Below are 24,412 nucleotides of genomic sequence, written 5' to 3' on the forward strand. Positions count from 1 at the left end.
CTCATTCCAGTTTATTTCTTCACGATATCGATGAAATGTTTTAACACTCTAGCCGTCAGCCCCCAGACTGTATAATTACCATATTCATAAAACCATTCTTCAAGCGAATGACTTCTGAATTTATACTGGTCTCCGTTCATAATCTTTTCAAATGGGAAATTATCCGGCGGAGCTATTTCAATCGATACCAAATGCATATACGGTTCATGTTCCATCAGCCACTTAAGCGGAATAGTAAATACCTCTTCCACTTCTTCTATATTATAACTTCGAATGATTTCTTGATAATCAATGACCGCAACGAACGGATAGACGACGAATGAAGGCGATGCAATATACGGGCTTAACTCTTCTATCATCTGTACCGTCTTCGGATCAATCCCGAGCTCTTCGTGCGTCTCCCGTAAAGCTGCTTCCATAGGCGATGCATCCGTTATATCAATTTTGCCACCGGGAAAACTGATGTCGCCCGGCTGTTTCCTCATCGTGAAAGCACGCACCTCAAATAGTACATGCCATTCCCCTTTCACTTCTACTAACGGAATAATTACAGCGGAACGGAACGCAGTCTCTTCCCCAATGAATAAAGATTTATTTTCATACAATTTATTTTGTAGTTGTTCCAAGTCCATGAAGTCCCCCACCTCATCGTTTTACTCTATCGTATCATTTCCAGACGAATCGTTAAAGAAATTAAAGGAGCTACCCTGTCAGAGCAACTCCTCATTTCATCCATATACATTAGCGCTTCACTAATTTCCCCTGCACTACATAGCGTTTATCTTTACTATTCACAGAGTTATTGCAAGTCGATAGCGTAACAATCCGATCATCCAGTCCTACTTCAACAGGCATATTAATCAGAGAACGTGATTCGATTTCCTCTAAAAACTCCAAAAATTGTTCGTCCGTCTGAAAATCGGTTTCGATATAATAAAAGTCAATCGTCGTTTCGTATGCTGCAAACACTTCAATATCGTACCCTTCATACAATGTATCGACGAAAATAATAGGGTGTTTGTCTGCATAGTCTTGGTCCCCAAACTTCTTCAAGCTACCGAACATCGTATCATTTCTCATCGCATGGCCATAGAGGACCGTGTTGCGGCTCATATCCTTAATGTCATTCCTGTAATCCATGAAAACACTGCCTGCGCGACTATTTTCCCGGGTGAAGTTACGATTCAAATAAAAGTCGTTGTCTTCAGCCTGCAAGATGGGGTTATGCAAATTGGTACCTTCTACTGAAATCCAGCCCACGATATCTGAATTTACTTCATGTAACTCTTCAAACTGTGGACGTATCGAATCCTCTTCCAAGAGTTCTTCTTTGGCGTCTCCTGTTACAGCAACCTGGGCCGTGTTTTCTAATGCCACTTCATACATCTGTTGCGTTTCCTTCAACGAACTGGCTGATTCCACGTAAGTATACAAATACTGCAAGAGTAAATAACCCGAGTAGAGAAAGATTGCCAGATAAATGAAAGGCATAAGTTTCGACAGGCGTTTCTTCATCCGCTTACCTCCTAAATACCAAGAGACATCATATAAAGACCTAATTCGTCATCTTCCTTAAAGACGGCGTTGACTCCATACACTTCTTTAATGACATCCTTTGTAATGATGTCACGTGGCCGTCCTTCTGCAATGATGCGACCATTCTTCATCATAATGATCTCATCACTGTACCGAATTGCCTGATTGATATCATGCAATACCATGACAATCGTCAATCCATAGTCTTCATTCAGTGATTTCACGAGCTCCAATAATTCAATTTGATAATAAATATCCAAATATGTTGTTGGCTCATCCAAGCAAAGTATTTCTGATTGTTGTGCCAACGCCATCGCAATCCATACACGCTGACGCTCTCCACCCGACAATGCTTCTAAGTCTTTATGGCGTTTGTCGGTCAGGTTCGTTACGGTTAATGCCCAATCTATAGCCTTGCAATCCTCTTCTTGGTTTCTCTGCAATAACGTTTTATGAGGCAACCGACCGAAGCCAATCAATTTTTCAATCGTCAAATCCTTTGGTACTTCATTCTGCTGATAAACAATCGCTAACTTTTTCGCAAACTCTTTCGGCTTAAACATCACTAAATCACGATTTTCTAAAGAAGCTGTTCCTGAAGTCGGCATAATACTTCGAGAGAGTACACTTAGTAATGTCGATTTTCCACAACCATTTGGCCCAATGATCGTCGTAACTTTCCCTTTAGAAATGGACGTCGAGACATCATCCAAATGATTCGTTATATTATCATGCGATACAATAATGCGTTTTATTTCCACAATAGGTCACTCTTTTCGCAGTAAGAATATTAAGAACGGTCCGCCGATGATCGCCATTAGCGTCGAAGCAGGTATTTCAAGCGGTGCCACGATCGTTCTACCGAGCGTGTCAGCTAACAAGATAATCAATGCTCCTAAAAGCGCAGTAAACGGTATAAGCACCTTATGGTCATAGCCAACTAATCTGCGGGCAATATGCGGTACAAGTAATCCAACGAATGATATCACACCCGCCACTACGACCGAAATGGCTGCTAGTAAAACAGCTACTGCCGCAATGATTAAACGGGCGCGCGCGACGTGGAAGCCAATACTCTTTGCTGTCTTGTCCTGTAGTACTAATAAATTACACCAGCTATACAGGGCAAACGCTAGAATCAGTCCGATGGTTCCGTATGTTGCAATAGTGGAAACATCACTCCACGTACGCATCGTTAAATTCGAACCGATCACACTTGAGGCTGAGACGTTTAACGAACCGCCAAAGCTGATAAATGCTTCGGTAACACCCGTAAACATCGCATTAATTGCAATTCCTACAAGAATTAATTTCAACGGGCTAAGACCGGATTTCCACGATAGTGCAAAGACGAGAAAACAAGCGAACGCCCCACCCATGAATGCAAATAAAGGCGTCATGGAGAAAAGTGTCGGAAAGAGCGAAATAATGAATAACTGCACGAATGCCGCACCGGAAGATATCCCGATAATCCCTGCATCCGCAAGGGGGTTACGCATAACGGACTGCAGCAAGACACCCGAAACCGACAATGCCGCGCCTGCAAATATCGCCACAATCATCCGTGGAAAACGCAAATCACGAATGGCTTCCATTTGACTGTTGCCTTGTTCAAAGAGCGCGCTGAAAAACTCGAAAAATCCCATTTTAATACTGCCTGTCGTAGCCGAATATACGATGGTTACAACAAGCAGCAGGGATACGACTATATAACTAGCAATTCTTTTTCTCATGATGGCCTTCCTTTTCAAACGAAATTCATCGAGTTATCGATAGAATATCTTCATTAGCTCACTTAATGCTTCAGGTACTTGCAATGAAGCCGTTGTGCCAAATAACTCTTCTTCCAAATCATAGACTTTACCATTTTTCACTGCATCAAAATGCTTCCATACATCATTCGTTTGGAACTCTTCGTTGAACATTTCCACGACTTCGTCTGGCATACCATGTGATAAACGCAAGATAATATCTGGATTACTATTATGAAGATACTCTGTATTAGACGATAAGTATTCAGGATCTTGACCTTCCATTACATTCGTTCCACCCGCACGTTTCACGAGATCACCCGCGTAGGAGTTTTCCGTCGCGACTAAGTAACTGCCTGGAATGCCCAATAATATTAGTACACTCGGACCTTTGCGATTGGCCGCTACTACTTCCGCGGCTTCAATCTTTTTCTGTAAGTCCCCTACTAATTTATCTGCTTGCGCTTTACGGTCATAGCGTTCTCCTAGACCTTGGATTTCTTGTATCATTGAATCAACACTTTGGAAGTTTAAAAACGTCGTCGGAATATTCAATTGTTCAAAGCCCGCTTCTAGGTCATACTCCAATGTAGAAACGGATAAAAAATCTGTTGGATTCATTGATTTCACAATTTCCATATCGGGTGTCATCGCATTACCGATGGTTGGAAGCCCATCAAATCGTCTCGCCATATTTTTTTCCGTTTCAGGAATAGCGATGGCATCTATATCTAACTTATCTAGAATATCTGCAATGACTACAGTACCCGCAATAATACGTTGATCACTTGTATCGGCTTTTTCACTTTTCTCGACTTTATCTGTCGAAGCGGCTTTTTCTTCTTTATCATTTCCGCAGCCTGCGATAATTGCTACTGTCATGACTGCTAACATCAGCCATACATATCTCCACTTTTTTTGCACGATGTAATCCTCCACTCGTTATTCATTACTCGTAACGTTATTTTTCTTTGTCAGTCGACGTATTAATAAGACGCCCGACAGAATACATAATGTGAACAATACACCGATCTTCATTGTATCAAAGGGAATCGTTTGTTCATCCTGTACATGAATGGCCAGCTCTTCCGGTTCGTTTGCTACCTGTGCAACGACCTTGGCTGGTTCTTCCTTCACATCGTCCCCCGTGCGATCAAATTCCAATTGCGCTTCCGGAAGGAGAGGTGGTAACTCGTCATGCTTTTGTTCTTTTTCTTCGGACGACTTCTCTATCTTCTTTTCTTTTTCGGTCATGGTTTGTTTAGGTGGAGTAGTGGTTTCTCTAGGTTGCTCAGTCCGTTTAGTTAATGAGGAAACTGCTTTGTTGTTTGAAGGTACCTTGCTCAAAAACTTCGCTGTTTGTTGTGGATCGAAAGCAATTTGTAAAAATGCTTCCCCTACATGCAAGTTCTCAGAGTCCTCGACTTTCATCCAGACACGAGTCCCCTTGTGGAAATCTTCAACTTCAAACTGCACAATACGCGTCTTGTTTTGCGATACCACTTTTGGTTCCACTAAATCGCCATGTTGCTCTACTGTGAAGCCTTTGACCTTACTCGGTTGAAGAATCTCTAACTGTGCATAGTATCGATTGTCACGTGTTACAATGCGCAGTACTGGATTGACGTATTCATTCATTGCCGAAGGTTTACCGTCTGAAAGCAATCGGTAGTGTACCGTATCATCACCTGACTGAATGGACTTAGCTGGTTGATTTTGGTCAATCTTCGATAATGACTGCCCCTGGATCAATACTTCATATGAAAAGGATTGCTGCGTATTTTCCTTTCCCAAACGATATGTACCTGTGAGTTCAATCTTTTGATGCATATCCTGTATATCAAACTGAACTAAATTTTCTGCCCGATCCAGTCGCGTGCTCGTTTTGTTTCCTTGCTGCATGGCAGTGATTTGTGTAAGGAGATGATCTTTCTTTGCCGAAATGGATAATGTATAGCGATCTTCCTTAACAATTAACGTGGCCTGCTTAGTAAATAAAAAGTTTGCACCCTCGGCTTCATCTGATAGAAAACTTAGTTCAACATGATATATATCATTTGCGTGTACAGAATGAAAAGGAAGCCACGCGGAGATGAGTAGCAAAAGTAGGGGCAACAAAACCATTTTTTTCATTTCAGACGTACACTCCTTTACACCTTATGTAAAACGACAGGAACTTCCCTCCGCTTTTGGAAAAGCGAAAGGAAGTATCTGTGTTGATTCTTATTTTTCCATGAAGTTTAATGAACCGTTTAGGATTTTAGCCATTTGTGTGCGTTGCAATGAATCGCCAGAGTTGATCAAAACTTTACCATTCGGTTGTTTTGCGCCTGTCATGATTTTTTCTGCATACAACAATGCAAATGCTTGCTTCGCTTCAGGATCTATAATGGCTTTTCCATCCGCGTAGAATGGAAGTGTTGTATCACCTTTTTTGATTTCCTTATCTTCAGCAAATTGAATTGCACGGTATAGCATCAATGCCCCTTGCTGACGAGTCAGTGTGTTGTTCGGGTTGAACTTTGCATTCGATTGAACAATACCTGCTTTCGCGAGAGCATTAATTGCGTTGATACGCTCTTTATCTGTGATTTTCCCTAAATCCTGGAACCCAGCGGATGGAGCCTCTTCTAATTTCAACGCACGTGCAACCATCAATGCGAACTGTGAACGTGTGATGTTGTTACGTGGATTGAACTTGTCCGCACTTTTTACAATACCTTTGTCAAGAAGTGCAAGAATCGCTTCTTTGTTGCCGTCTTTATCAATGTCCTTAAACGGGTTCACAGTTGGTTTAGCACCGTCAAGAGCAATTCGTACTTTGTGGTTAGAATCATATTTAATAGGACCTTCATTGACAATAACGTGAATTTCAGCATTCACTAACTTTGTTAAATCCGCTACGTTGAATGTATATGTGCGTACACCTGTTGATTTATCATCTGTTGCTACAGGCACGTCCTTACCGGCAATTTTGAATCCTTGGATATAGCCGCCTTTAGGGAACGTTACGGTTACTTCATTACCGTCCGTTACTTTCTTTACAGATGCAACTGGCAACATGTAATCATTCATGATGGATTCTTCTGTTGTGCTATCTTTATAAACCTTGATGCTTATTTCCTCAATTACTTCTGCTTCATAATCAAATTCATACCACATGTCGTGTCCTGGAACTTGAACGTGCATCTTTCCAGAGTTGATCTTATTTAACTCTACCGGAAAACTGTACAATACAGATCCATCTGAGTTCTCCACTCCTGGTGTGGTAACAAATTCATTGCCTTGCTTTGTTTGTACTTCTGAAATCATGGGTGCTGACTTAGCAATGACTGTCAGATTTGCAAATGTCTTACCTTCATTTTCTACAATTGTTACTTGGGGCAAAACATGATTACTAATTGCAGGTTGCGGTTCAGTTGTACCCGTTTTATACACCTTGAAATCGACTGCTTTATCCACTGCTGCCGCTTGTTTCAAAGCCGACGTTGCTTGATCGCTTGTGCTGATCGGGTTAGCGGATGCCGCTGTTGGAATAGCGATAGAAGCTGCAAGTAATGAAGCAAGCACTACTTTCGTTGCGCTAAATGATGTTTTTTTCTTCATAATTATTGTTCCCCCTGTTTTCTTTGGAATCTAGTTTTATACAATAAAAATGCTGAACTTGCTAATACAATAATTAATAGGTACGGCGTTGAATCACTGGTTTGTGGATTCTTAACTGGTACTTGGGTAGTTGGTTTTTTTGTCACTGTACTGGTACTAGTGTTGGTATTTGTGTTGGTATTTGTGTTCGTGTTAGGTGGTGGGGTGGTAGTAGTTGCAGGTTGTTTTACTGCCGGTGGTGTCACGGCGCTTTTGTCCTCAAACACCAAATCAACTGTATACTCGTGGTGGTAATTAATATGTTCTACATCCACTTTCATCGGGATCTTCACTGGTTTTGATATATCACTTACGCTAAACTCTACAACACGCGTATCAGCCTTAAGATCTTCATTGACTACTTCCGCTCCGCCTGCTGGCTCAAACTTCGTAATCCATGAACTGTTTTTAAGCGTTAGCTGTACAATAGCAGACCCATTCGTTACAGTGACGAGTGCCGGTTTTTGGAAATAATCATTCGCAATAGATGCGTTAGTGCTGTCTGGCTGATTCACTTGATAATTTAATTGCTGGGTACCGTCTGCTATTTTAGCAGATGCTTGCGGCAGACCTACCGTCAACACGAAAAAACTTACAACTAAAAAGTATAAAAATGCTTTTCTCACTTTGACATCATCCCCTTTCATTGTCCATTTCACGCTACATAAATCCACCGATCAACTTCCATTCACTGGGTATATTTCCACTTCTAAATTATCTCATAAATTACCCCATACATAAATCTTTGCAACCTGATCATCTAGCAGTCTATGACGAATATGTGACATTTACAACGCACAAATGAGAATAATTATCATTTAATATAGCCCATTTTGCCAGTAATGTCAATTGCTATCTGGAAAATTATTTCAATTTGACTCGTAAACTTCTCCACTAGTCACTAAATCCAAAACTTCGCATAGGCTAGAACGATACGATTTATGGATGAAAGGGGTACTGCGATGAATATTCAGTCTTTCAGTGGTGTCGTAATGGTTATAAATGAATTTTATACGGGGCAAAATAATAACGCTGGTTGCTACATGTTGATGACAGTCGACAATGGTAGAGGAAATGTCGTTAACTTTGTTGTAGGGCCGACAACTTATTTTGTCAATCATGTAAAAGTTCATGTAGGTGATCGCGTTACAGGATTTTATGACGCCGACGCTGCCACACCTATGATCTATCCTCCACAATTTGGAGCGGTGGTTATGGCCAAAGATTCTAAACATGAAAACGTCAAAGTCGACTACTTCAATCGTCGCCTGCAAAGTAGTGATGGAACGCTTCAGCTTAATCTGTCTCCACAAACTGAAATACTTTCGACAAATGGTCAGTATTTCACAGGAAATATAGCAGAGCGAAATTTGATCGTTATATACGGTGCAACTACAAAGAGTATCCCTTCCCAAACAACACCACATAAAATTATTGTGATTTGTTCATGAATAGTGTACTTAGATAAAACAGAGACACGCATCAATGAGCGTGTCTCTGTTTTATATGCGAAAGAATCGTTGTGTCGTCTTATAGATTTCTCTATATGCCTCATCAACCGTTACACCTTTAATTTTAGCGATACTGTGAATACTCTCATGCATCATAGAAGGATGTGTTAATTTATCTTTAAAAGAATATTCAAAAGGCCACGGTCCATCTGTTTCTACCATTAGCTGAGTGAACGGAACTTGTTTGACTAGATGTTGAATCTTTTCACGATACGTAACTTCTGGCGTCACAGAAATCATATAACCGTTCGAGATAATTTGCTCCAATATAATGTCATCGCCTTTAAACCAGTGAAATTGCGCTTTCGATATTGAATACCGTTCCAACATCTCACAAACAATAGCTGCATCTTCATAAACGGCATGTAAGGCAATTGGCAAGTTACATTCGGCTGCCTTCCGAACAAAACATTCCAACACATACTTATATAGTGCTACGTCTAAATCAGACTGTTGTTGTCGCAAGTAATAAGGTAACCCCACTTCTCCAATTGCAGTGAGGTAATTTGCATGTTCATCGATCAATTGCAGAATAGCCGAAAGTTCCGTTTCACTTGGTAGAGCTTGTTCTGGATGATAACCTATTGCAGGTTTGATGCGTCTATCCATTTTCGAAAGTTCAATTTGCTTAACGGAAGATGCGAAGTCATTTGAAACCGCCACTATTGCAGTTATATCATTCACATCTAACTCGCCCAAAATTTGAATTTGGTCTTCCTCTTCATACATATCTAAATGAATATGCGCATCGATTATACGTCTGACCAAAATTTTCACTCTCTTTCACTAATATGCTATGTTTCACGTGAAACTTCTCGCCGTGAATGAACCTAAACTATTATCTGAGCGTCATACTAATTTCCATTATGAAAAAGTAGGCGGAGACGTATGAATATACATGCATTACGTATGAAAACAATGAATACAACACGACAACTCTTTATTTTCGGATGGCAACAAGCTTTAGCTTGCATTTTTCCTGTTATGATCTTCAGCTCACTCGCGCTTACGCAAATCATATCTCTCCCCTTCTTGCCACGATATGACTGGCTACTCATCATTTTTATCGGAACTCAGTGGTGGATGGTACGATCTGGACTCGAAACACGTGATGAACTTAAAGTGATTACGTTATTTCATATAATTGGACTTACTTTGGAAATATTTAAAGTACATATGGGTTCTTGGTCTTATCCTGAAGAAGGCTATTTCAAAATTCTAGGCGTCCCTTTGTACAGCGGTTTCATGTATGCGAGTGTAGCAAGCTACTTGTGTCAGGCTTGGAGAAGATTGCACGTAAACCTGATTAAATGGCCACCGTTCTGGGCAGTTATTCCGCTTGCCATGGCGATATATGGAAACTTTTTCACTCATCATTATTGGTTTGATATAAGATGGTGGTTATCCGCATTAGTACTAGTTGTTTTTTGGCGTGCATCGGTTAGTTTTCGGGTAAGCGAGACACACTACGTTATGCCATTAACTCTTTCATTCGTATTGATTGGCTTTTTCGTTTGGGTAGCTGAAAATATTGCTACTTTCTTCGGGGCGTGGACCTATCCCAATCAAGGCGAGACATGGCATCTCGTTGGCATCGGCAAATTAAGTTCTTGGTTACTACTAGTCATCGTCAGTTTCCTCATCGTAGCGGTATTAAAACATATTAAAAAGGAATAGTTAAGTATAAGGTAACGAGTAATACTTTACTATACAGTTTATCTTTGGAAAATTTCATTGCAAGGGAAATAAATGAACTTGCTATATCAAAAACGCAGCAAGCTCAATAGCCTACTGCGTTTTTATGATGATTAGTGTGTAACTGGTTCAGGGTAATCGAAGCCTTTTGTATCTACTTCCACTGTCTTCATCTTCTGCTCTTTGATAGGCTTATCCATAGCGTCTGTTTCATTAGCTACGATAGCATCCACTGTCTCCATGCCTTCCGTCACTTTACCGAAAGCCGCATACTCGCCGTCAAGTGAAGAGTTGTCGTCTGTCATGATGAAGAATTGTGACCCTGCAGAGTTCGGATCTTGCGTACGTGCAGTCGAAATCACACCGCGCTCATGTTTCATAGTATTTTCAAAACCATTCGAAGAGAATTCTCCATCAATTGCATATCCCGGTCCGCCTGATCCGTCACCGGATGAATCTCCACCTTGAATCATAAAGCCCGGAATCACACGGTGGAAAATCAAGCCATCGTAATAGCCATCTTCAATTAAAGAAATGAAATTCGCTACCGTATTTGGCGCAACAGTCGGCTCTAGTTCCACTGCAATCTGCTCATCATTTTCCATCGTGATCGTCACGACAGGGTTCTCTTTTACATCTTTCGAGTAGTCAAGAGCTTCTTCCTTAGGTTGTTCTGTAGATTCTTCTTCCGGTGTCTTCACTGGTTTTTCTTCAGCCGCTTTCCCACACCCTACTAAAAGAACGGTCAACGCCATCAAACTCATTATGAAATACCATGCTTTATTACGCTTGAACATATCCGTCTAACACTCCCTATTATTTTATATCTTCTACGACCTACTCCCAGTTATGTTTTTACTCATCACGGTAACGTAATGCTAATCCCTTTAGGAAGTTTCGGGCGTATCGATCACCACACGGTTTATAGTTTCGATGACCTTCTTTACGAAGAACAGCACTTAATTCGTTTTTAGATATCGTAACACCTGCATTTTCTAAAATCTCCAGCATATCTTCACTTGTAAGAGATAATGCGATTTTCACTTTCTTCAGCAAAATATTATTGACATTACGATGGCCTTCTTCTGACATAAGAAATGGTTGTGGAGCATTACCGGTATCTTCCGGTACTCCTCTTTTTGAGCTGATTAAGCCATTTAGAAATGACTCCAATGTGATGTTGTCGATTTCCTTTGCATATTCATTCATCTGCAGTTCATCCGCACTATCTTCATTCGTTTTTGTCAGCATCTCTTTTACTTCCGCTCTGTTTGTCTTCAGTCCGCCTAACGCAAACATTTCTACAACTGCGGAATCTTTTAGATCCAGCGCGTAGCGTAATCTGCTTAAAATATCATTATTATTCATGTAATCACCTGTACCCTCTCTACTATATTGCTGTAATTCTTAGTATAGCTTGATTCGTTACAATTTGTCTTCATTCAGTCAACTAACGTTGAATCTGTCTCTTGTTCAATTGTTTGCATAAACTGATCGCCAAAATTACAAATCGATGTAACGACTGGTTCCAATAATAAACCCACTTCACTTAATTTGTACTCCACTTTTGGTGGCACGACGGGATAGACATAGCGCGTAATGATTTTATCCTCTTCTAATTCTCGTAACTGTCTGATCAACATACGTTGATTGGCATCCGGAAGTTTTTTCTGTATTTCGCTCAACCTTAACGGTGTTTCGTGCAGTAAGCACCAGATGATCGCAATTTTCCAACGACCTCCTATGACAGACAAAGCCAAATCCTTGCTTGTAAAGTACTGCTTATCTTTATAATGAATGACCATATTGCTTCACTTCTTTCTATACTATTCATGTTCATAGTGACAAAAGAGTCAGTATTGCATGGTGAATTATAATATGTAATGATAGAAAAGTAAACACAATACAGTAAAAGAAAGAAGGGCTTCATTTGAAAAGTAGAGCAGCTGTAGCATTCAAACCTGGAGAACCACTTAAAATTGTAGAAATCGATGTAGAAGAACCAAAAGCTCATGAGGTATTAGTCAAAATTCTTTACACTTCTGTCTGTCACACAGACGCATATACATTATCAGGCGATGACGCAGAAGGAGTATTTCCTGCCGTTTTAGGTCATGAAGGCGCTGGTGTCGTTGTTTCAGTAGGTGAAGGAGTCACTTCCGTTAAACCTGGCGATCACGTTATTCCACTTTATACACCTGAATGTGGGAAATGTAAATTCTGTCTATCCGGTAAAACTAACCTATGTGGGGCAATTCGCGAAACACAAGGTAAAGGATTAATGCCTGACGGTACGACTCGCTTCTCTTATAATGGCGAACCGATTTATCACTACATGGGAACGAGCACTTTCAGTGAGTATACTGTCGTGTCTGAGATCTCTCTAGTTAAAGTGGAAGATCATAACGTACCACTTGATAAAGTTTGTCTATTCGGGTGTGGCGTCACTACTGGTATCGGAGCTGTTCATAATACAGCGAAGGTAGAAGAAGGTGCGGTTACGGCAGTCTTCGGTCTTGGAGCTATTGGTTTGGCTGTTATTCAAGGATTGAAGCAAGCAAAAGCAAGCCGCATCATTGCAATCGACTTGAATGAAGACAAATTTGAACTGGCAAAGAAGATGGGCGCAACAGACTTCGTTAATCCTTCGTCATTTGATAAACCAATCCAGGAAGTCATTGTAGACATGACAGATGGCGGTGTTGATTACAGCTTCGAGTGTATTGGTAATGTTGAAGTGATGAAAGCTGCTCTTGAATGCTGCCATAAAGGTTGGGGTGAGAGCATCATCATTGGTGTCGCAGGTGCTGGTAAAGAAATTCATACCCGTCCATTCCAACTAGTTACGGGTCGCGTATGGCGCGGTTCCGCATTTGGTGGAGTAAAAGGTAGAACGGAATTGCCGGGAATGATTGATGACTACATGGATGGTGAAATTGATTTGGATTCGTTCATTACACACCAATTAAACTTCACGGATATTAATGAAGCCTTTGATTTACTGCATAAAGGTGAATCAATTCGATCAATACTAACATATGGAGAGTGAGATCATGAGTCTAGAACGCGTTGAGCAAAGACGCTCTTTTGGTGGGGAACAAAACAAATACAACCATTATTCAGAAGTCCTCAAGTGCGATATGACATTTAGTATCTTCTTACCGTCAAATAAAGAACAAAAAGAAATACCGCTTATTTGGTTTTTATCAGGATTAACATGTACAGATGATAACTTTAGTCAAAAAAGTGGTTTCCAAAGCTTGGCTGAAAAACATCAAGTAGCTGTTATCATTCCGGATACATCTCCACGCGGAGAAGACGTAGCGAACGATGAGGCATTTGACCTTGGACAAGGTGCGAGCTTTTATCTAAACGCAACAGAAGAGCCATGGGCTAAACATTATCAAATGTATTCCTATATAACAGAGGAGCTACGTGAAATTGCCGCTACTCTAGTGCCTAATTTCTCTGGTAACGAAAGTATCATGGGCCACTCAATGGGTGGTTATGGTGCATTGATGATTGGAATGAAGAATGCAAATCGTTTCAAAGCGATTTCTGCATTTTCTCCTATTTCAAGTCCGAGCGAGGTTCCTTGGGGAATTAAGGCGTTTACGACTTACCTAGGGGAAGATAAGGCGACGTGGAAAGAATGGGACACTGCTGTGCTAGTGAAGGAAGCAGGTATTCCACCCATCCTTATTACGCAAGGAACTGCAGATGGGTTTTATCCTGAGCAATTGAATGAAAAACCGTTCCTTGAAAATGCAAAGCAGTATGACCAAGCAGTAGAATATAACAAAGTAGACGGCTATGACCATAGCTACTTCTTCATCTCTTCCTTCTTGGAAGAACACTTTGATTTTCACATGAAGAACTTAGGGTAACATGAATACATTTTGATAGTTGAAGTAGCTACTGCTTCCAAAGGGTGACGCCTTCGGGAGGGTGTGTCTTGCAGTCTAGATTAAAGGTGTCTTACGCTCACCCATTAACAGTCCAAAACATTCACATTGCCACGCAGTGTGAATGTTTTTGTTTTTAAGGGTATATGAACTAAGATAGAAGAACGAAGTGAAAAATATATTACATAGGAGGGATAGTTACGATGGATCTAAAGAAATTGTTAGCCGATGAACGTGTGAAGCCGTATGTTCTGAAAGCTCGGTATGGTATTGAAAAAGAAGGACAACGCGTGGATCTCGATGGGCACTTGGCAACAACCGACCACCCTGCGAATATCGGAATGGGTGACGAGCATCCGTATATTCAACGCGACTTCTCAGAAACTCAAATGGAACTGATCACTCCTGTCCTGAACACACTGGACGAACTATTTGATTACCTATCAGGCATTCATGACGTCGCCTATCGTTCAATGGGCAAGAATGAAATGCTCTGGCCGTTAAGTATGCCCCCTGCTCTTCCTAAAAAAGAGGAAGATATCATGATTGCGAAGCTGAATAGTTTTGAAAATGTTCTGTATCGTCGTTCACTTGCCAATTCATACGGTCGTCGCAAGCAAATGATTTGTGGAATTCATTTCAATTTTGAATTCAGAGACGACCTACTCCGCATGTTATTTGAATTACAATCGGATATCGATAATTATCAGCAATTCAAAACTGATATTTATTTGAAATTGACTAGAAACTATTTGTACTATCGCTGGCTCGTCACGTATTTCTACGGTGCGTCCCCTACAAGTGAAGAAAACTTCTACGGATGCGACGATAAACCAGACGAACCGGTTAGAAGTATTCGTAGTAGCCGATTCGGCTATACGAATCATGACGATGTAAATGTGTCGTTCAGCACGATTCAAAAATATATTTCGGATTTATCTTCGGTAGTTAATCGAGGTTTACTAGTAGAAGAAAAAGAGTTCTACACGGCTATGCGTTTACGTGGGAGTGATCGGGTGGCAGAATTCGAGCATACCGGTGTGCGTTATGTGGAGTTACGGAATATCGACTTGAACCCATTTGAAACAAATGGCATTAGCTATGAGCAAGCGGAATTCCTACATATATTCCTGCTATATCTACTACAAAAAGAAGAAAATCCCGAGAGCGATGAATGGGGTAAAGTAGGTGATGCGCGCAATGATGTTGTCGCACTTGAACACCCATTGGCACATACACAATTTGAAGCCGAAGCATATGAACTCGTTAACGAAATGGAACAGTTATCAAAAGATCTCGACTTCCCTGTTTCCGAAACATTATTTACAAATCTGAGAGAGATGCTTGCTGATCCTTCTAAAACCTTGGCGGGAAGACTTTACTCAGAGAGTCAAAAGACGAGTCAAAGCCAAGTAGCAACAGAAATTGCAAGGGAAACCTATAGTCAGCTGTGGAAAAAGCCATACGAACTGACAGGCTTTACGGATATGGAGCTATCCACGCAGATCATGATGTATGATGCGATACAGAAAGGCATCAAGGTAGAGGTTTTGGATCGCCAAGATCAATTCTTAAAGCTAAAACTGCGTGATCATATTGAATACGTGAAAAACGGTAATATGACGAGCAAAGATACGTATGTCTCTACGTTGATTATGGAAAATAAAACCGTGACGAAGAAAATTCTTCATCAAGCGGGCTATCATGTCCCGGGTGGAGATGAGTTCAGTAATAAGGAAGAGGCTTTGTATGCCTATAAGATGTTTGCCAAGACGCCATTTGTCGTGAAGCCGAAAACTACTAATTACGGACTTGGAATTTCCATCTTTAAAGACGGTGCCAGTTATGAGGACTATGAGAAAGCGATCACTCTCGCATTCGATGAAGACTCGTCAGTTTTAATAGAAGAGTTCCTTGCTGGCACAGAGTACCGTTTCTTTGTGCTACAAGATAAAGTACTCGCCGTCATGCTGCGTGTGCCTGCAAACGTCACGGGTGACGGTACACACACGATTCAGGAACTCGTTGAAGAGAAGAACCGTGATCCACTAAGGGGGACAGACCACCGTACACCACTAGAGCTTATTCAACTGGGCGAACTAGAAGTTCTTATGCTGAAAGGTCAAGGCTATCAAATTGATTCCATTCCCGAAGACGGCGAGATCGTCTACTTGCGTGAGAACTCCAACGTCAGTACTGGTGGAGACTCAATTGATGTAACCGATCAAGTTTCCGAAGACTATAAGAAGATTGCAGTAGATGCAGTAGCGGCACTTGGAGCAAAAATTAGCGGCATCGATTTGATTATTGAAGACCTCGATGTACCGGCAGCGAATCCAGGCGCGTATGGCATCATCGAAGCGAACTTTAACCCATCGATGTATATGCATATTTACCCTTATAAAGGTAAAACACGACGGGTAACAACGGATATTTTACATTACTTATTCCCGGAACTGTTATAAACTATTTGTAACTCGTCAAATGAAAATCTTTGCATGGTAACTATGCATGAATAATGAAAATCTTAGTTGAACCACTAAAACGGGCCTATCCAGATAAACTGGATAGGCCCGTTTTAGTTTTATCAAGTGAATAAATAGATTAAAATGGATTCGTAGCAATGAAACTGGCTGTTTTTACATATACACGTCGATTTAATTTCAATTGATTTACAATCACTTCAGCCATGTCTTCTGATTGAATCAATTTGGAATCATCGTTTTCTTTAATTAAGTTTTAATCTAGTGCCAAATCCGTTGCGACAGTACTTGGCGTTAAAGCCGAAACACGAATATTATTTCGTCGTACCTCTTGTGCTATTGATTCTGTGAAGCCAATTACCGCAAATTTGGATGCACTTGAAGTAGATGCTCCATTTAAACCACTTGTCGATGAAATATTAATGATGTCGCCTGCATTTTTTTCAATTAATTTCGGTAATATAGCACGTGTAACATAATACGTGCCCATTAAATTTACATCTACTATGTTCTTCCATTCCTCTGAGTCCATCTCCAAGACAGTACCAAATGTTGCAATGCCCGCATTATTTATTAGAATATCGGCCGTTCCTAAATCAGTAGTTAATGATGCAATGGCTTCTTCAACTTGCTCTTTAGATGAAACATCGGCTGTTGCATAAGCGACTTTCACACCATGACTTTCAATTTCTGCAGCCACTTCATTTAAAACAGACTCCGTTCTTGCAAGCAACCCAATATGGACTCCCTCTTTTGCTAAGTGAAGTGTCGCCACTTTCCCTTTTAGTATAACTGCTGAAAAGATCCTTGGCATGAATGGAAGCTTGTATAGCTACTTTGTAAAGTTAACTACTGTTCTATTCATCGTTCCTTTAGTCATTTTTAATGAACACAGTTTATTATCTTTATACCTTATTTACTTATGGTAAGGTTCTCCCTTAATAATCCGAAACCCACGGTAAATCTGCTCCACCAACACCAACTTCATGAGCTGATGCGGAAACGTCATCTTGGAAAAGGATAACTTCTCATTCGAACGCTGCAATACACTACTATGTAAACCAAGTGATCCGCCAATCACAAAGACAATCTTGCTTTTACCGTATGTCATCAACGAATCGATACTAGCTGCGAATTCCTCAGAAGTTTTCATTTTTCCGTCGATTGCTAGTGCAATGACATGCGCGTCTGGTGCAATTTTTGCCAGAATTCGATCAGCTTCTTTCTTTTTTACGATTTCCATGTCGGCTTCGCTTAGTGTTTCAGGTGCTTTTTCGTCCGCCACTTCGATTAATTGCATTTTTGCATAGCTATTCAGACGTTTCGTATACTCTTCTATTCCTTGTTTCAAATACTTTTCTTTTAACTTACCCACGGTCACAATTGATATATTCACAGTTTATCCACTCGCTCTCCAAATGTTATACACAATACTTATGCACATATCCACAACCCTATCTACATATTGTGTCCGATTATTTGTTCCGTACTACATGTAAATCTTACTGATTATTGTATCACATCAATGTGGATAACTTTTCATTCTTTTTTCATTTTGAATAGATTGATCTTTTTACCATAAAAAATGAAAATACCTCAACCTATTGACCTGTAAGGGATTAACGCTTGTCACTTTGATTTAATTTATTATTTTCCGAACACTTTCTTTTACACAATGTTGTACACATTATTTAGACTTTATCCACAATTGGATAACTTCATAAAAAAATCAGGCATCGTAGCGTAGTTTCGCTAGATACCTGATGTGGACGGGAAGTTGTTCACTTTGTGGACAATGTACAATCTCTTAGAATGTATTTCCGTCTTTCAACACCATTTCCAAATCCAGTTTCTTTCCATCACGATAGACTGTAATTTTCAATGGATCGCCAATTTCTTTTTTATTATACAAATACTTACGTAGACTGACCATATCTGTCACTATCTCATCATCCAACTGAACAATTGTATCATACTTCTTCACACCTGCTTCTACTGCGGATGAATTCGGTATGACATCTGTTACAACAACGCCATCCGTTACTTCTTTAGGCAAGTTCAACGTCTGTTGCTGTTGCTGAATGGGAATTTGTCGAAGATCAAGTAACGATACACCCATTGTCGGACGGTTTACTTGCCCCGTTTCTTCCAAGTGCTCAATAATTGGTAATGCAATATTGATTGGAATAGCTAGTCCAATCCCCTCTACTGTTGCTTCAGAAATCTTCATAGAGTTGATTCCGATCAATTGACCCGCCATGTTGATTAGAGCACCACCGGAGTTCCCGGGGTTGATGGCTGCATCTGTCTGCAAGACGTCTGCCTGCCAATCGATGTGTCCATCTTTGTTTAAATCCATTGGAATGGAGCGGTCTTTACCTGAAATTACACCCACTGTAACTGATCCTGCAAAGCCAAGTCCCAATGGGTTACCGATAGCAATGACTGTTTCTCCACGTTTTAATGCGTCTGAATCACCGAATTCTACCACTGTATCGACGTGTTCCGCATCAATTTCTACTACAGCCAAGTCTGTCCATAGATCACTGCCGATTAATTTTCCTTCAACCTTAGTACCATCATCGAAACTGACTTCAAGTTGTTCGGAATTCTCTACGACATGGTGGTTGGTAACAATATATGCTTTGTCGCCCTCTTTTTTATACAAGACACCAGAACCCGAACCCGCTTCTTGAGTAGACGTTGTGGAAGACCAAAAATCCTGGACCGTCTGGATATTCGTAATACCGACGACCGCGTTTGCGACATCATCTACGACGTCTGTCACTTCCGATGAGATATCGATCGATACTTGTGCGTGCTCGGATGTAGTTTTACTCTCTTTTTTTTCAATCCTTGTAGTATCGTCATGACTCGATCCTCCCGCATACATCATAGTTAAAAATACAATTAACCCACCCAATAATGCACCAAGTAAACCTGGCCAAAAACTACCTCGGCGTTTTGGGTTGCGTTTTGGCTCCGCCGGCGGAAACGGTTGTTGCCGTTCCATCTCTTCTCTTCTTTCATCATCCATTCACATTTCCTCCTTATCAGAAAGTATTCCTACATGTACTGTACCCCATTAACTCTTTGAAAATGCAAAAAGCCTCACTAATTTAGCAAGGCTTTTCGCATTTACTTCAGACTAGCACAAGCTCTGTAGATTCTGATGCATCCGTGTCATGCAAGTGGACAAATTCCCCTGCACGAATACCGCAGTCTTCAAGGGTCTGTGCTACGCTCATGCGCGCCAAGTCTTTCATATTATTATCTAAGCTAAGATGGGCTAAATAAATATGCGCTTCTTTTTGAGCTACTACTTCACTCATTGCAACAGCTGCATCCTCATTCGATACGTGGCCCACGTCACTTAGTATACGACGTTTAATGGACCACGGATAACGGCCCATCTGAAGCATGCTGACGTCGTGATTGCTTTCAAATACAAAGCTGTCAGCTCCTTGGATATGACCTTTCATACGATCACTAACATAGCCTGTGTCAGTAATAATCGCAAGTTTACGATTACCTTCATTGAACGTATAGAACATTGGGTCTGCTGCGTCATGGGATACTGCAAATGACTGGATATCCAGTGAGCCAAATGTTTTCACCGTTTCCATGTCGAAGTGAAAACGCTGGTCAACGGGAATCTCCCCTACAAGTCCGTCCATCGCCTGCCACGTTTTGGCATTGGCATAGATTGGCGTTTTATACTTCCGGGCAAGTACGCCGATTCCTTTAATATGATCACTGTGTTCATGTGTGACGAAAATGCCGTCAATTTGTTTCATGGAGCGATTGATCGATCCGAGCAAACCTTCAATTTTCTTACCGCTCATGCCGGCATCTACTAGAAAAGCATGCTCATCTGTCTCTATATATATCGAGTTGCCTGTACTGCCACTCGCCAAAATGCTAAATCGCATGTGGAAAACTCCTATTCTTTTGATTCTTCTACTATATCCGATTGGAACTCGATGACCTTTCCTTCAATCGCATTGATGAAGTAATTTTCTATCGTCCCATCTTTCAATTTTACCTGAACATTCCACGTCGGTGCAAATACTTGAGTTTCCGTTAGTTGAACAAGTGTTGAATAACCTGACTTGACTTGCATAACAGTGGAATCGGGTTTTAAATAGCCACGTGTAACAAGCGAAGAGACCGCATCGTCTTGCGATAGTAAATCCTTTTTATGATTAAAACTTAAGAATTCGTCGAGCATACTTTGTTCGTAATGCGTCACTTCGCCATCTTTACCCCAGTGCATGATGAGCATGGCATTCGGACTGTAGAAGATGGTTTCGTTCTTTACCCGTTGGAAAAATACAGCGCTCTGCTCCTCTTCGTCTACATCCCATAGCACGTAATCTTCGCCGTGGAGCACATACTTCCTTAAGAACTCGTCAAAGTAATATTCGCCTTTTCCTTCGGTTACTTTTACTGCTTTTTTCATATGGGACAGTAATCGTGATTTTTCAATCAAAACAAATGATTGGTTACTTAACCCTTTTAACTTTTCATTGGAAAAGGTGGCAATATGAGCTGATAAATACGAAACATCTTTTTTAGTGAAAGGAATGGGTTCATACGTAATATTCTCTAGCGCCAATGTTTCTTCAATCGATGTTTTCCCGAGACTCTGCATACTTCCGACACTCATTTGTCTGTCTAAATAGAGCCAATACAAGAAGACATTTAGAATGGAAAAGACGATAATAAAGATGGTTTTGGTTCTATTCCAATCCAATTACGCCACCTCCTTGCAATTCTTCTGGAGCGTGGCGAAACCAGTTATCCTTGATAAGGTAATACCAGCAAGGTTGTAAAATAATTAATTTGCGTTCTATATCATGGATCATATAATAACCGGGAGTGATTTCCTCAATCAAATCAAAGTTTAGCTCTTCCGATTCACGTAAAGACTCCGCCACTTCCACTCCTGAAGGTAAATTCTCTTGTACCGGTTCGATGTTCACATCTAATGTGTAATAAGGACGTATATATTTGAATACACGCATATCTCCCCATGTCTCCGTGATTTCGCTTATGCCTGGTTGATCACTAAAGACTGGCAAACCATCAATATATAGTTGGAACCGGACATAACGGGAATAGGGATTCATATAGGCATAGCGGAACTCATCCGTCCAGCCACCATGTTCATTGATAAAATCGATAGCATTCAGCAATAACTCCGAAGGTAGCGCGAACTCCTGACTCTCTACTGCAGGCATGACATAACTCAACCTTTTAATCTCGGTATCGACATTCATGAACGCGTGATCGTCTCCGTATTCTTCATTGGTTGGATTCACTTGATTACGTCGTACGGCGTTAGGGTCACTGAACAATGCATCACGGAAACGTAATGGATTGATTTCTTCCTGGTAATACGTATTACGCATAATGGTTATTGGATCTTTTGGCACCGCAAGAAATGGTGCATTGCCACGATCAATTTCTGCATATTCATCGAATGACTGACCAACATCCACTACGTTACGCAGAAAGCTTGTTTTATTCGGTAGCGTCACCTGCACCTGATAATGCAAGCCGCTAACTTCACTCAGTAAATGAATAACTGGCGCTTGTGTAGATTGACTCCAGTCAATGACCAGACGATTAAAGGTAGCTTCGGGAATATTCACGTCGTCGACTGGTAATACATTGTCATAGACTAACATGGGCACTTCCCCCGTGAAGTAGAGCGCCATTTGACTCGGTTGCCGCAAGGTTTGTGCAATATTAAACTTATTCATGTCCTGTCTAACTAGCTGTAGATTAGATAATTCCCATGTATTCATTTCTCTCAGGATTCTGTCGATTTTTTCGGTATCTGTAGAACCTAGTACCTGATCTTTTAAAGTGGTAATTATTTTATATGGCTTGATGATTTCATCGATTGTTTTCTTCTCAGAAATGGATATATCGACAGTCTGTAGTTGTTCCATTGGTTCATAATTCGGTGAATAGTTCCAAACCTCAAAGGTAAACAGGACACTCAGTGAGACGAGCAACAACAATACAATGGATTTAATTATTTCGATGTATTTCAATCCCACTCACCATCCTCTTGTTGTTCAAATGGTAGCTTGAAGAAGATTGTCGTTCCTTTTCCTTCCTCACTCTGCGCCCAAATATCCCCTTTATGCGCCACGATCATTTCTTTAGCGATTGCGAGGCCCAGACCGGTTCCGCCAAGTGCACGGGAACGAGCTCTATCTGCACGATAGAAACGATCGAAAATTCGATTGACATTGGACTTTGGTATACCCATTCCATCGTCTGAAATCATCACTTTAATATAATCACCTGATATCGTTACACCGAAGCGAACTTCCCCACCATCTGGCGAATACTTCAAGGCATTTGAAATAATATTGTCTAGTACTTGCGTTAGTTTATCGGTATCGATCTCCACAAATAGACTGCTTGAATACAAATTCCGTGTGAATCGTACATTTTGCGACTTGGAAAATTCAAAGCGCTCGATAACTGCATTAAAGAATCGGTTAAATTCCACCCATTCTTTATTCAATTCATATTCTTTACTATCCATACGTGAAAGTTTCAGTAAGTCATTTACGAGACGGATCATTCGCTCGGTTTCATTTTGCGTAACATGTAAGAAGTTTGGAGCAATTTCCTCATTGCGCCAAGCCCCTTCTGCCAATGCGTCTAGATAACTGCGCATTGTAGTGAGTGGAGTTCGCAGTTCATGTGAAACATTTGACACGAACTCCCGACGTTCCATATCAATTTTTTCTTGCTCGGTATTATCGTGCAATACGACAATCAAGCCGTTTACAAACCCTGTTTCACGCTGGGTAACGGAAATTGTCGCACGTAAAATATATGCCTGATCTTCTGTACTAAAATCCAGTGGAATTGATTCTTTCATCTGAATTAGCTCTTCAAACGTAAACTCTTCGTCTATACCGAGAATACTGGCGATGGGGCGATTTATGACAAGATCGTTCGTTACTCCAAGCATCTGCAGGGCGGAGTCATTAATTAGGCTAACTCGTCCTTTACGGTCGGTCGAAATGACACCGTCTGTCATATTTTCCAGAACTGAGGCTAACTTTCGCCTTTCGCTCTCAGTAGTGGACTGTGATTCTTGCAGCTGGTTAGTTAAGTGATTGAATGCGATGGCTAGCTGACCCATCTCATCCGAACCATACACTTTAACCTTTCGGGTGAAGTTCCCTTTTGCCATCGCCTGCGCTTGTCTTCGCATGTCTGATATTGGCCGGGTAAATGCCCTGGCAATGAAGATCCCAACTAGTATTGTAATGGTAAGGGAGACGGCTGCTGCCCCCGCCAATATCCTATTGATTTCTTCAATTTGTTGAAAAACGGATTCAATATTGGCTTCTACATAGAGCGAGCCAACAATTTCATTGCCGTTAAAGATCGGTTTAGCTAAGGAAAGCACGCGATTATGAGATTGCGGATCAATCGTCACAACATCTTTCATGGTCTCTGACGTTATGGACTTTCGCACATTATCATTGGTCGAATGTTGCCCTACCCTCATCTGATTTTCGAATGAAGATGTCGCTAGAATACGATACTTTGGATTTATAACCCGTATTTCAATAATGTCATCTGATGTGAACTCGACCAAGACATTTTTTAAGCTTTGTTCTAGTGTAGGATCATTGTCTTTACGTTTTTTTGTAATTTCTTCTCGCACACTGAACTCGACTAAATTCATCCGGTCTACAATTGAATTCGTAAAGTTATCTTTTAGTGTTTGTTCCAATTCACGAGCAAAGTACAGCCCGATAATCTGCATGGATACAAGTATAAGCAGGACGTAAATCAAGACAAATTTGACTTGAATCGACCGGAAAAAACCTACTTTATGCATA

General features: G+C 40.8%; 23 protein-coding genes and 1 pseudogene. 5 read left to right on the forward strand and 19 right to left on the reverse strand.

From position 1 onward, the window contains the following. Window positions 1-11: 11 nt before the first annotated feature. The 8 genes from CSV77_RS11745 to isdC all read right to left on the reverse strand — a co-directional run bounded on the left by CSV77_RS11745 (window position 12) and on the right by isdC (window position 7,591). Complete coding sequence (locus tag CSV77_RS11745) at window positions 12-632, reverse strand: NUDIX hydrolase (RefSeq protein ID WP_099630379.1); 621 nt, start codon at window positions 630-632, stop codon at window positions 12-14. 109 nt (window positions 633-741) lie between these two features. Continuing rightward, window positions 742-1,515 carry a class B sortase gene (gene srtB, locus CSV77_RS11750; RefSeq protein WP_099673576.1) on the reverse strand — a complete coding sequence of 258 codons (774 nt, stop codon included), beginning with the start codon at window positions 1,513-1,515 and terminating at the stop codon, window positions 742-744. An 11-nt stretch (window positions 1,516-1,526) separates the two neighbouring features. Further along, entirely contained in the window at window positions 1,527-2,297 is a 771-nt protein-coding gene (locus CSV77_RS11755; RefSeq protein ID WP_099673577.1) for an ABC transporter ATP-binding protein, read from the reverse strand. Window positions 2,298-2,303: 6 nt separating this feature from the next. After that, window positions 2,304-3,269 carry a FecCD family ABC transporter permease gene (locus CSV77_RS11760; RefSeq protein ID WP_099673578.1) on the reverse strand — a complete coding sequence of 322 codons (966 nt, stop codon included), beginning with the start codon at window positions 3,267-3,269 and terminating at the stop codon, window positions 2,304-2,306. Window positions 3,270-3,302: 33 nt separating this feature from the next. Continuing rightward, window positions 3,303-4,181 (reverse strand): heme ABC transporter substrate-binding protein IsdE, encoded by an 879-nt coding sequence (gene isdE / locus CSV77_RS11765; RefSeq protein ID WP_099673608.1) that lies wholly within the window; start codon window positions 4,179-4,181, stop codon window positions 3,303-3,305. A 48-nt stretch (window positions 4,182-4,229) separates the two neighbouring features. Further along, window positions 4,230-5,420: an NEAT domain-containing protein gene (locus CSV77_RS11770; protein WP_099673579.1), complete on the reverse strand. Its 1,191-nt coding sequence runs from the start codon at window positions 5,418-5,420 to the stop codon at window positions 4,230-4,232. A 90-nt stretch (window positions 5,421-5,510) separates the two neighbouring features. Continuing rightward, window positions 5,511-6,893, reverse strand: coding sequence for an NEAT domain-containing protein (locus tag CSV77_RS11775; protein ID WP_099673580.1), 1,383 nt, complete (start codon window positions 6,891-6,893; stop codon window positions 5,511-5,513). Between the two features lie 2 nt (window positions 6,894-6,895). Further along, entirely contained in the window at window positions 6,896-7,591 is a 696-nt protein-coding gene (gene isdC / locus CSV77_RS11780; RefSeq protein ID WP_233212238.1) for a heme uptake protein IsdC, read from the reverse strand. Window positions 7,592-7,894: 303 nt separating this feature from the next. On the opposite strand from isdC, the gene CSV77_RS11785 reads away from it, so the two are divergent. Then, on the forward strand, window positions 7,895-8,383 hold the full coding sequence (locus CSV77_RS11785) for a hypothetical protein (protein WP_099673581.1): 489 nt from the start codon (window positions 7,895-7,897) through the stop codon (window positions 8,381-8,383). Between the two features lie 51 nt (window positions 8,384-8,434). Here CSV77_RS11785 and CSV77_RS11790 read toward each other — a convergent pair whose 3' ends face one another. Next, window positions 8,435-9,220: a TatD family hydrolase gene (locus CSV77_RS11790; RefSeq protein ID WP_233212239.1), complete on the reverse strand. Its 786-nt coding sequence runs from the start codon at window positions 9,218-9,220 to the stop codon at window positions 8,435-8,437. Between the two features lie 111 nt (window positions 9,221-9,331). Here CSV77_RS11790 and CSV77_RS11795 point away from each other — a divergent pair, with 111 nt between their 5' ends. Then, on the forward strand, window positions 9,332-10,120 hold the full coding sequence (locus CSV77_RS11795; protein WP_369802764.1) for a DUF817 domain-containing protein: 789 nt from the start codon (window positions 9,332-9,334) through the stop codon (window positions 10,118-10,120). Between the two features lie 131 nt (window positions 10,121-10,251). Here CSV77_RS11795 and CSV77_RS11800 read toward each other — a convergent pair whose 3' ends face one another. The 3 genes from CSV77_RS11800 to CSV77_RS11810 all read right to left on the reverse strand — a co-directional run bounded on the left by CSV77_RS11800 (window position 10,252) and on the right by CSV77_RS11810 (window position 11,943). Beyond that, window positions 10,252-10,935, reverse strand: coding sequence for a peptidylprolyl isomerase (locus CSV77_RS11800; protein WP_099673582.1), 684 nt, complete (start codon window positions 10,933-10,935; stop codon window positions 10,252-10,254). Window positions 10,936-10,993: 58 nt separating this feature from the next. Further along, window positions 10,994-11,506 (reverse strand): YehS family protein, encoded by a 513-nt coding sequence (locus CSV77_RS11805; RefSeq protein ID WP_099673583.1) that lies wholly within the window; start codon window positions 11,504-11,506, stop codon window positions 10,994-10,996. A 74-nt stretch (window positions 11,507-11,580) separates the two neighbouring features. Continuing rightward, entirely contained in the window at window positions 11,581-11,943 is a 363-nt protein-coding gene (locus CSV77_RS11810) for a winged helix-turn-helix transcriptional regulator (RefSeq protein ID WP_099673584.1), read from the reverse strand. 125 nt (window positions 11,944-12,068) lie between these two features. Between CSV77_RS11810 and CSV77_RS11815 the strand changes: the two genes are divergently transcribed. From CSV77_RS11815 to gshAB, 3 genes are all read left to right on the forward strand, one after another. Then, entirely contained in the window at window positions 12,069-13,187 is a 1,119-nt protein-coding gene (locus CSV77_RS11815) for an S-(hydroxymethyl)glutathione dehydrogenase/class III alcohol dehydrogenase (RefSeq protein WP_099635873.1), read from the forward strand. Window positions 13,188-13,191: 4 nt separating this feature from the next. After that, window positions 13,192-14,025, forward strand: coding sequence for an S-formylglutathione hydrolase (fghA, locus tag CSV77_RS11820; RefSeq protein WP_099673585.1), 834 nt, complete (start codon window positions 13,192-13,194; stop codon window positions 14,023-14,025). 221 nt (window positions 14,026-14,246) lie between these two features. After that, a complete protein-coding gene (gene gshAB / locus CSV77_RS11825) occupies window positions 14,247-16,508 on the forward strand; it encodes a bifunctional glutamate--cysteine ligase GshA/glutathione synthetase GshB (RefSeq protein WP_099673586.1) in 2,262 nt (753 codons plus the stop codon). 139 nt (window positions 16,509-16,647) lie between these two features. On the opposite strand, the pseudogene CSV77_RS11830 reads toward gshAB, so the two are convergent. From CSV77_RS11830 to walK, 7 genes and pseudogenes are all read right to left on the reverse strand, one after another. Beyond that, window positions 16,648-17,340, reverse strand: a pseudogene (locus CSV77_RS11830) (3-ketoacyl-ACP reductase). 102 nt (window positions 17,341-17,442) lie between these two features. Next, window positions 17,443-17,922, reverse strand: a complete 480-nt coding sequence (gene rlmH / locus CSV77_RS11835) for a 23S rRNA (pseudouridine(1915)-N(3))-methyltransferase RlmH (protein WP_029054359.1) — start codon at window positions 17,920-17,922, stop codon at window positions 17,443-17,445. Between the two features lie 411 nt (window positions 17,923-18,333). Further along, on the reverse strand, window positions 18,334-19,563 hold the full coding sequence (locus CSV77_RS11840) for a S1C family serine protease (protein ID WP_099673587.1): 1,230 nt from the start codon (window positions 19,561-19,563) through the stop codon (window positions 18,334-18,336). Window positions 19,564-19,669: 106 nt separating this feature from the next. Beyond that, on the reverse strand, window positions 19,670-20,458 hold the full coding sequence (locus CSV77_RS11845; protein ID WP_099673588.1) for an MBL fold metallo-hydrolase: 789 nt from the start codon (window positions 20,456-20,458) through the stop codon (window positions 19,670-19,672). Window positions 20,459-20,469: 11 nt separating this feature from the next. Then, window positions 20,470-21,282, reverse strand: coding sequence for a two-component system regulatory protein YycI (locus tag CSV77_RS11850; protein ID WP_099673589.1), 813 nt, complete (start codon window positions 21,280-21,282; stop codon window positions 20,470-20,472). Beyond that, complete coding sequence (locus CSV77_RS11855) at window positions 21,269-22,597, reverse strand: YycH family regulatory protein (RefSeq protein WP_099673590.1); 1,329 nt, start codon at window positions 22,595-22,597, stop codon at window positions 21,269-21,271. Before CSV77_RS11855 ends, CSV77_RS11850 begins: the two co-directional genes overlap by 14 nt. Beyond that, window positions 22,588-24,411, reverse strand: a complete 1,824-nt coding sequence (walK, locus tag CSV77_RS11860; RefSeq protein WP_099673591.1) for a cell wall metabolism sensor histidine kinase WalK — start codon at window positions 24,409-24,411, stop codon at window positions 22,588-22,590. The genes CSV77_RS11855 and walK overlap by 10 nt, the downstream gene beginning before the upstream one ends. Between the last annotated feature and the right edge of the window lies 1 nt (window position 24,412).

This window comes from Sporosarcina sp. P16b, from assembly GCF_002743065.1.
Classification (GTDB): domain Bacteria; phylum Bacillota; class Bacilli; order Bacillales_A; family Planococcaceae; genus Sporosarcina.

What these genes read in the sequence shown, in the direction of transcription:
- gshAB (WP_099673586.1), top strand. Translation starts at nt 14,247, where the DNA reads ATGGATCTAAAGAAATTGTTAGCCGATGAACGTGTGAAGCCGTATGTT.
- CSV77_RS11845 (WP_099673588.1), bottom strand. Translation starts at nt 20,458, where the DNA reads ATGCGATTTAGCATTTTGGCGAGTGGCAGTACAGGCAACTCGATATAT.
- walK (WP_099673591.1), bottom strand. Translation starts at nt 24,411, where the DNA reads ATGCATAAAGTAGGTTTTTTCCGGTCGATTCAAGTCAAATTTGTCTTG.
- CSV77_RS11745 (WP_099630379.1), bottom strand. Translation starts at nt 632, where the DNA reads ATGGACTTGGAACAACTACAAAATAAATTGTATGAAAATAAATCTTTA.
- CSV77_RS11810 (WP_099673584.1), bottom strand. Translation starts at nt 11,943, where the DNA reads ATGGTCATTCATTATAAAGATAAGCAGTACTTTACAAGCAAGGATTTG.
- CSV77_RS11800 (WP_099673582.1), bottom strand. Translation starts at nt 10,935, where the DNA reads ATGTTCAAGCGTAATAAAGCATGGTATTTCATAATGAGTTTGATGGCG.
- CSV77_RS11770 (WP_099673579.1), bottom strand. Translation starts at nt 5,420, where the DNA reads ATGAAAAAAATGGTTTTGTTGCCCCTACTTTTGCTACTCATCTCCGCG.
- CSV77_RS11775 (WP_099673580.1), bottom strand. Translation starts at nt 6,893, where the DNA reads ATGAAGAAAAAAACATCATTTAGCGCAACGAAAGTAGTGCTTGCTTCA.
- srtB (WP_099673576.1), bottom strand. Translation starts at nt 1,515, where the DNA reads ATGAAGAAACGCCTGTCGAAACTTATGCCTTTCATTTATCTGGCAATC.
- fghA (WP_099673585.1), top strand. Translation starts at nt 13,192, where the DNA reads ATGAGTCTAGAACGCGTTGAGCAAAGACGCTCTTTTGGTGGGGAACAA.
- CSV77_RS11840 (WP_099673587.1), bottom strand. Translation starts at nt 19,563, where the DNA reads ATGGATGATGAAAGAAGAGAAGAGATGGAACGGCAACAACCGTTTCCG.
- CSV77_RS11785 (WP_099673581.1), top strand. Translation starts at nt 7,895, where the DNA reads ATGAATATTCAGTCTTTCAGTGGTGTCGTAATGGTTATAAATGAATTT.
- CSV77_RS11795 (WP_369802764.1), top strand. Translation starts at nt 9,332, where the DNA reads ATGAATATACATGCATTACGTATGAAAACAATGAATACAACACGACAA.
- isdE (WP_099673608.1), bottom strand. Translation starts at nt 4,181, where the DNA reads ATGTTAGCAGTCATGACAGTAGCAATTATCGCAGGCTGCGGAAATGAT.
- CSV77_RS11805 (WP_099673583.1), bottom strand. Translation starts at nt 11,506, where the DNA reads ATGAATAATAATGATATTTTAAGCAGATTACGCTACGCGCTGGATCTA.
- CSV77_RS11760 (WP_099673578.1), bottom strand. Translation starts at nt 3,269, where the DNA reads ATGAGAAAAAGAATTGCTAGTTATATAGTCGTATCCCTGCTGCTTGTT.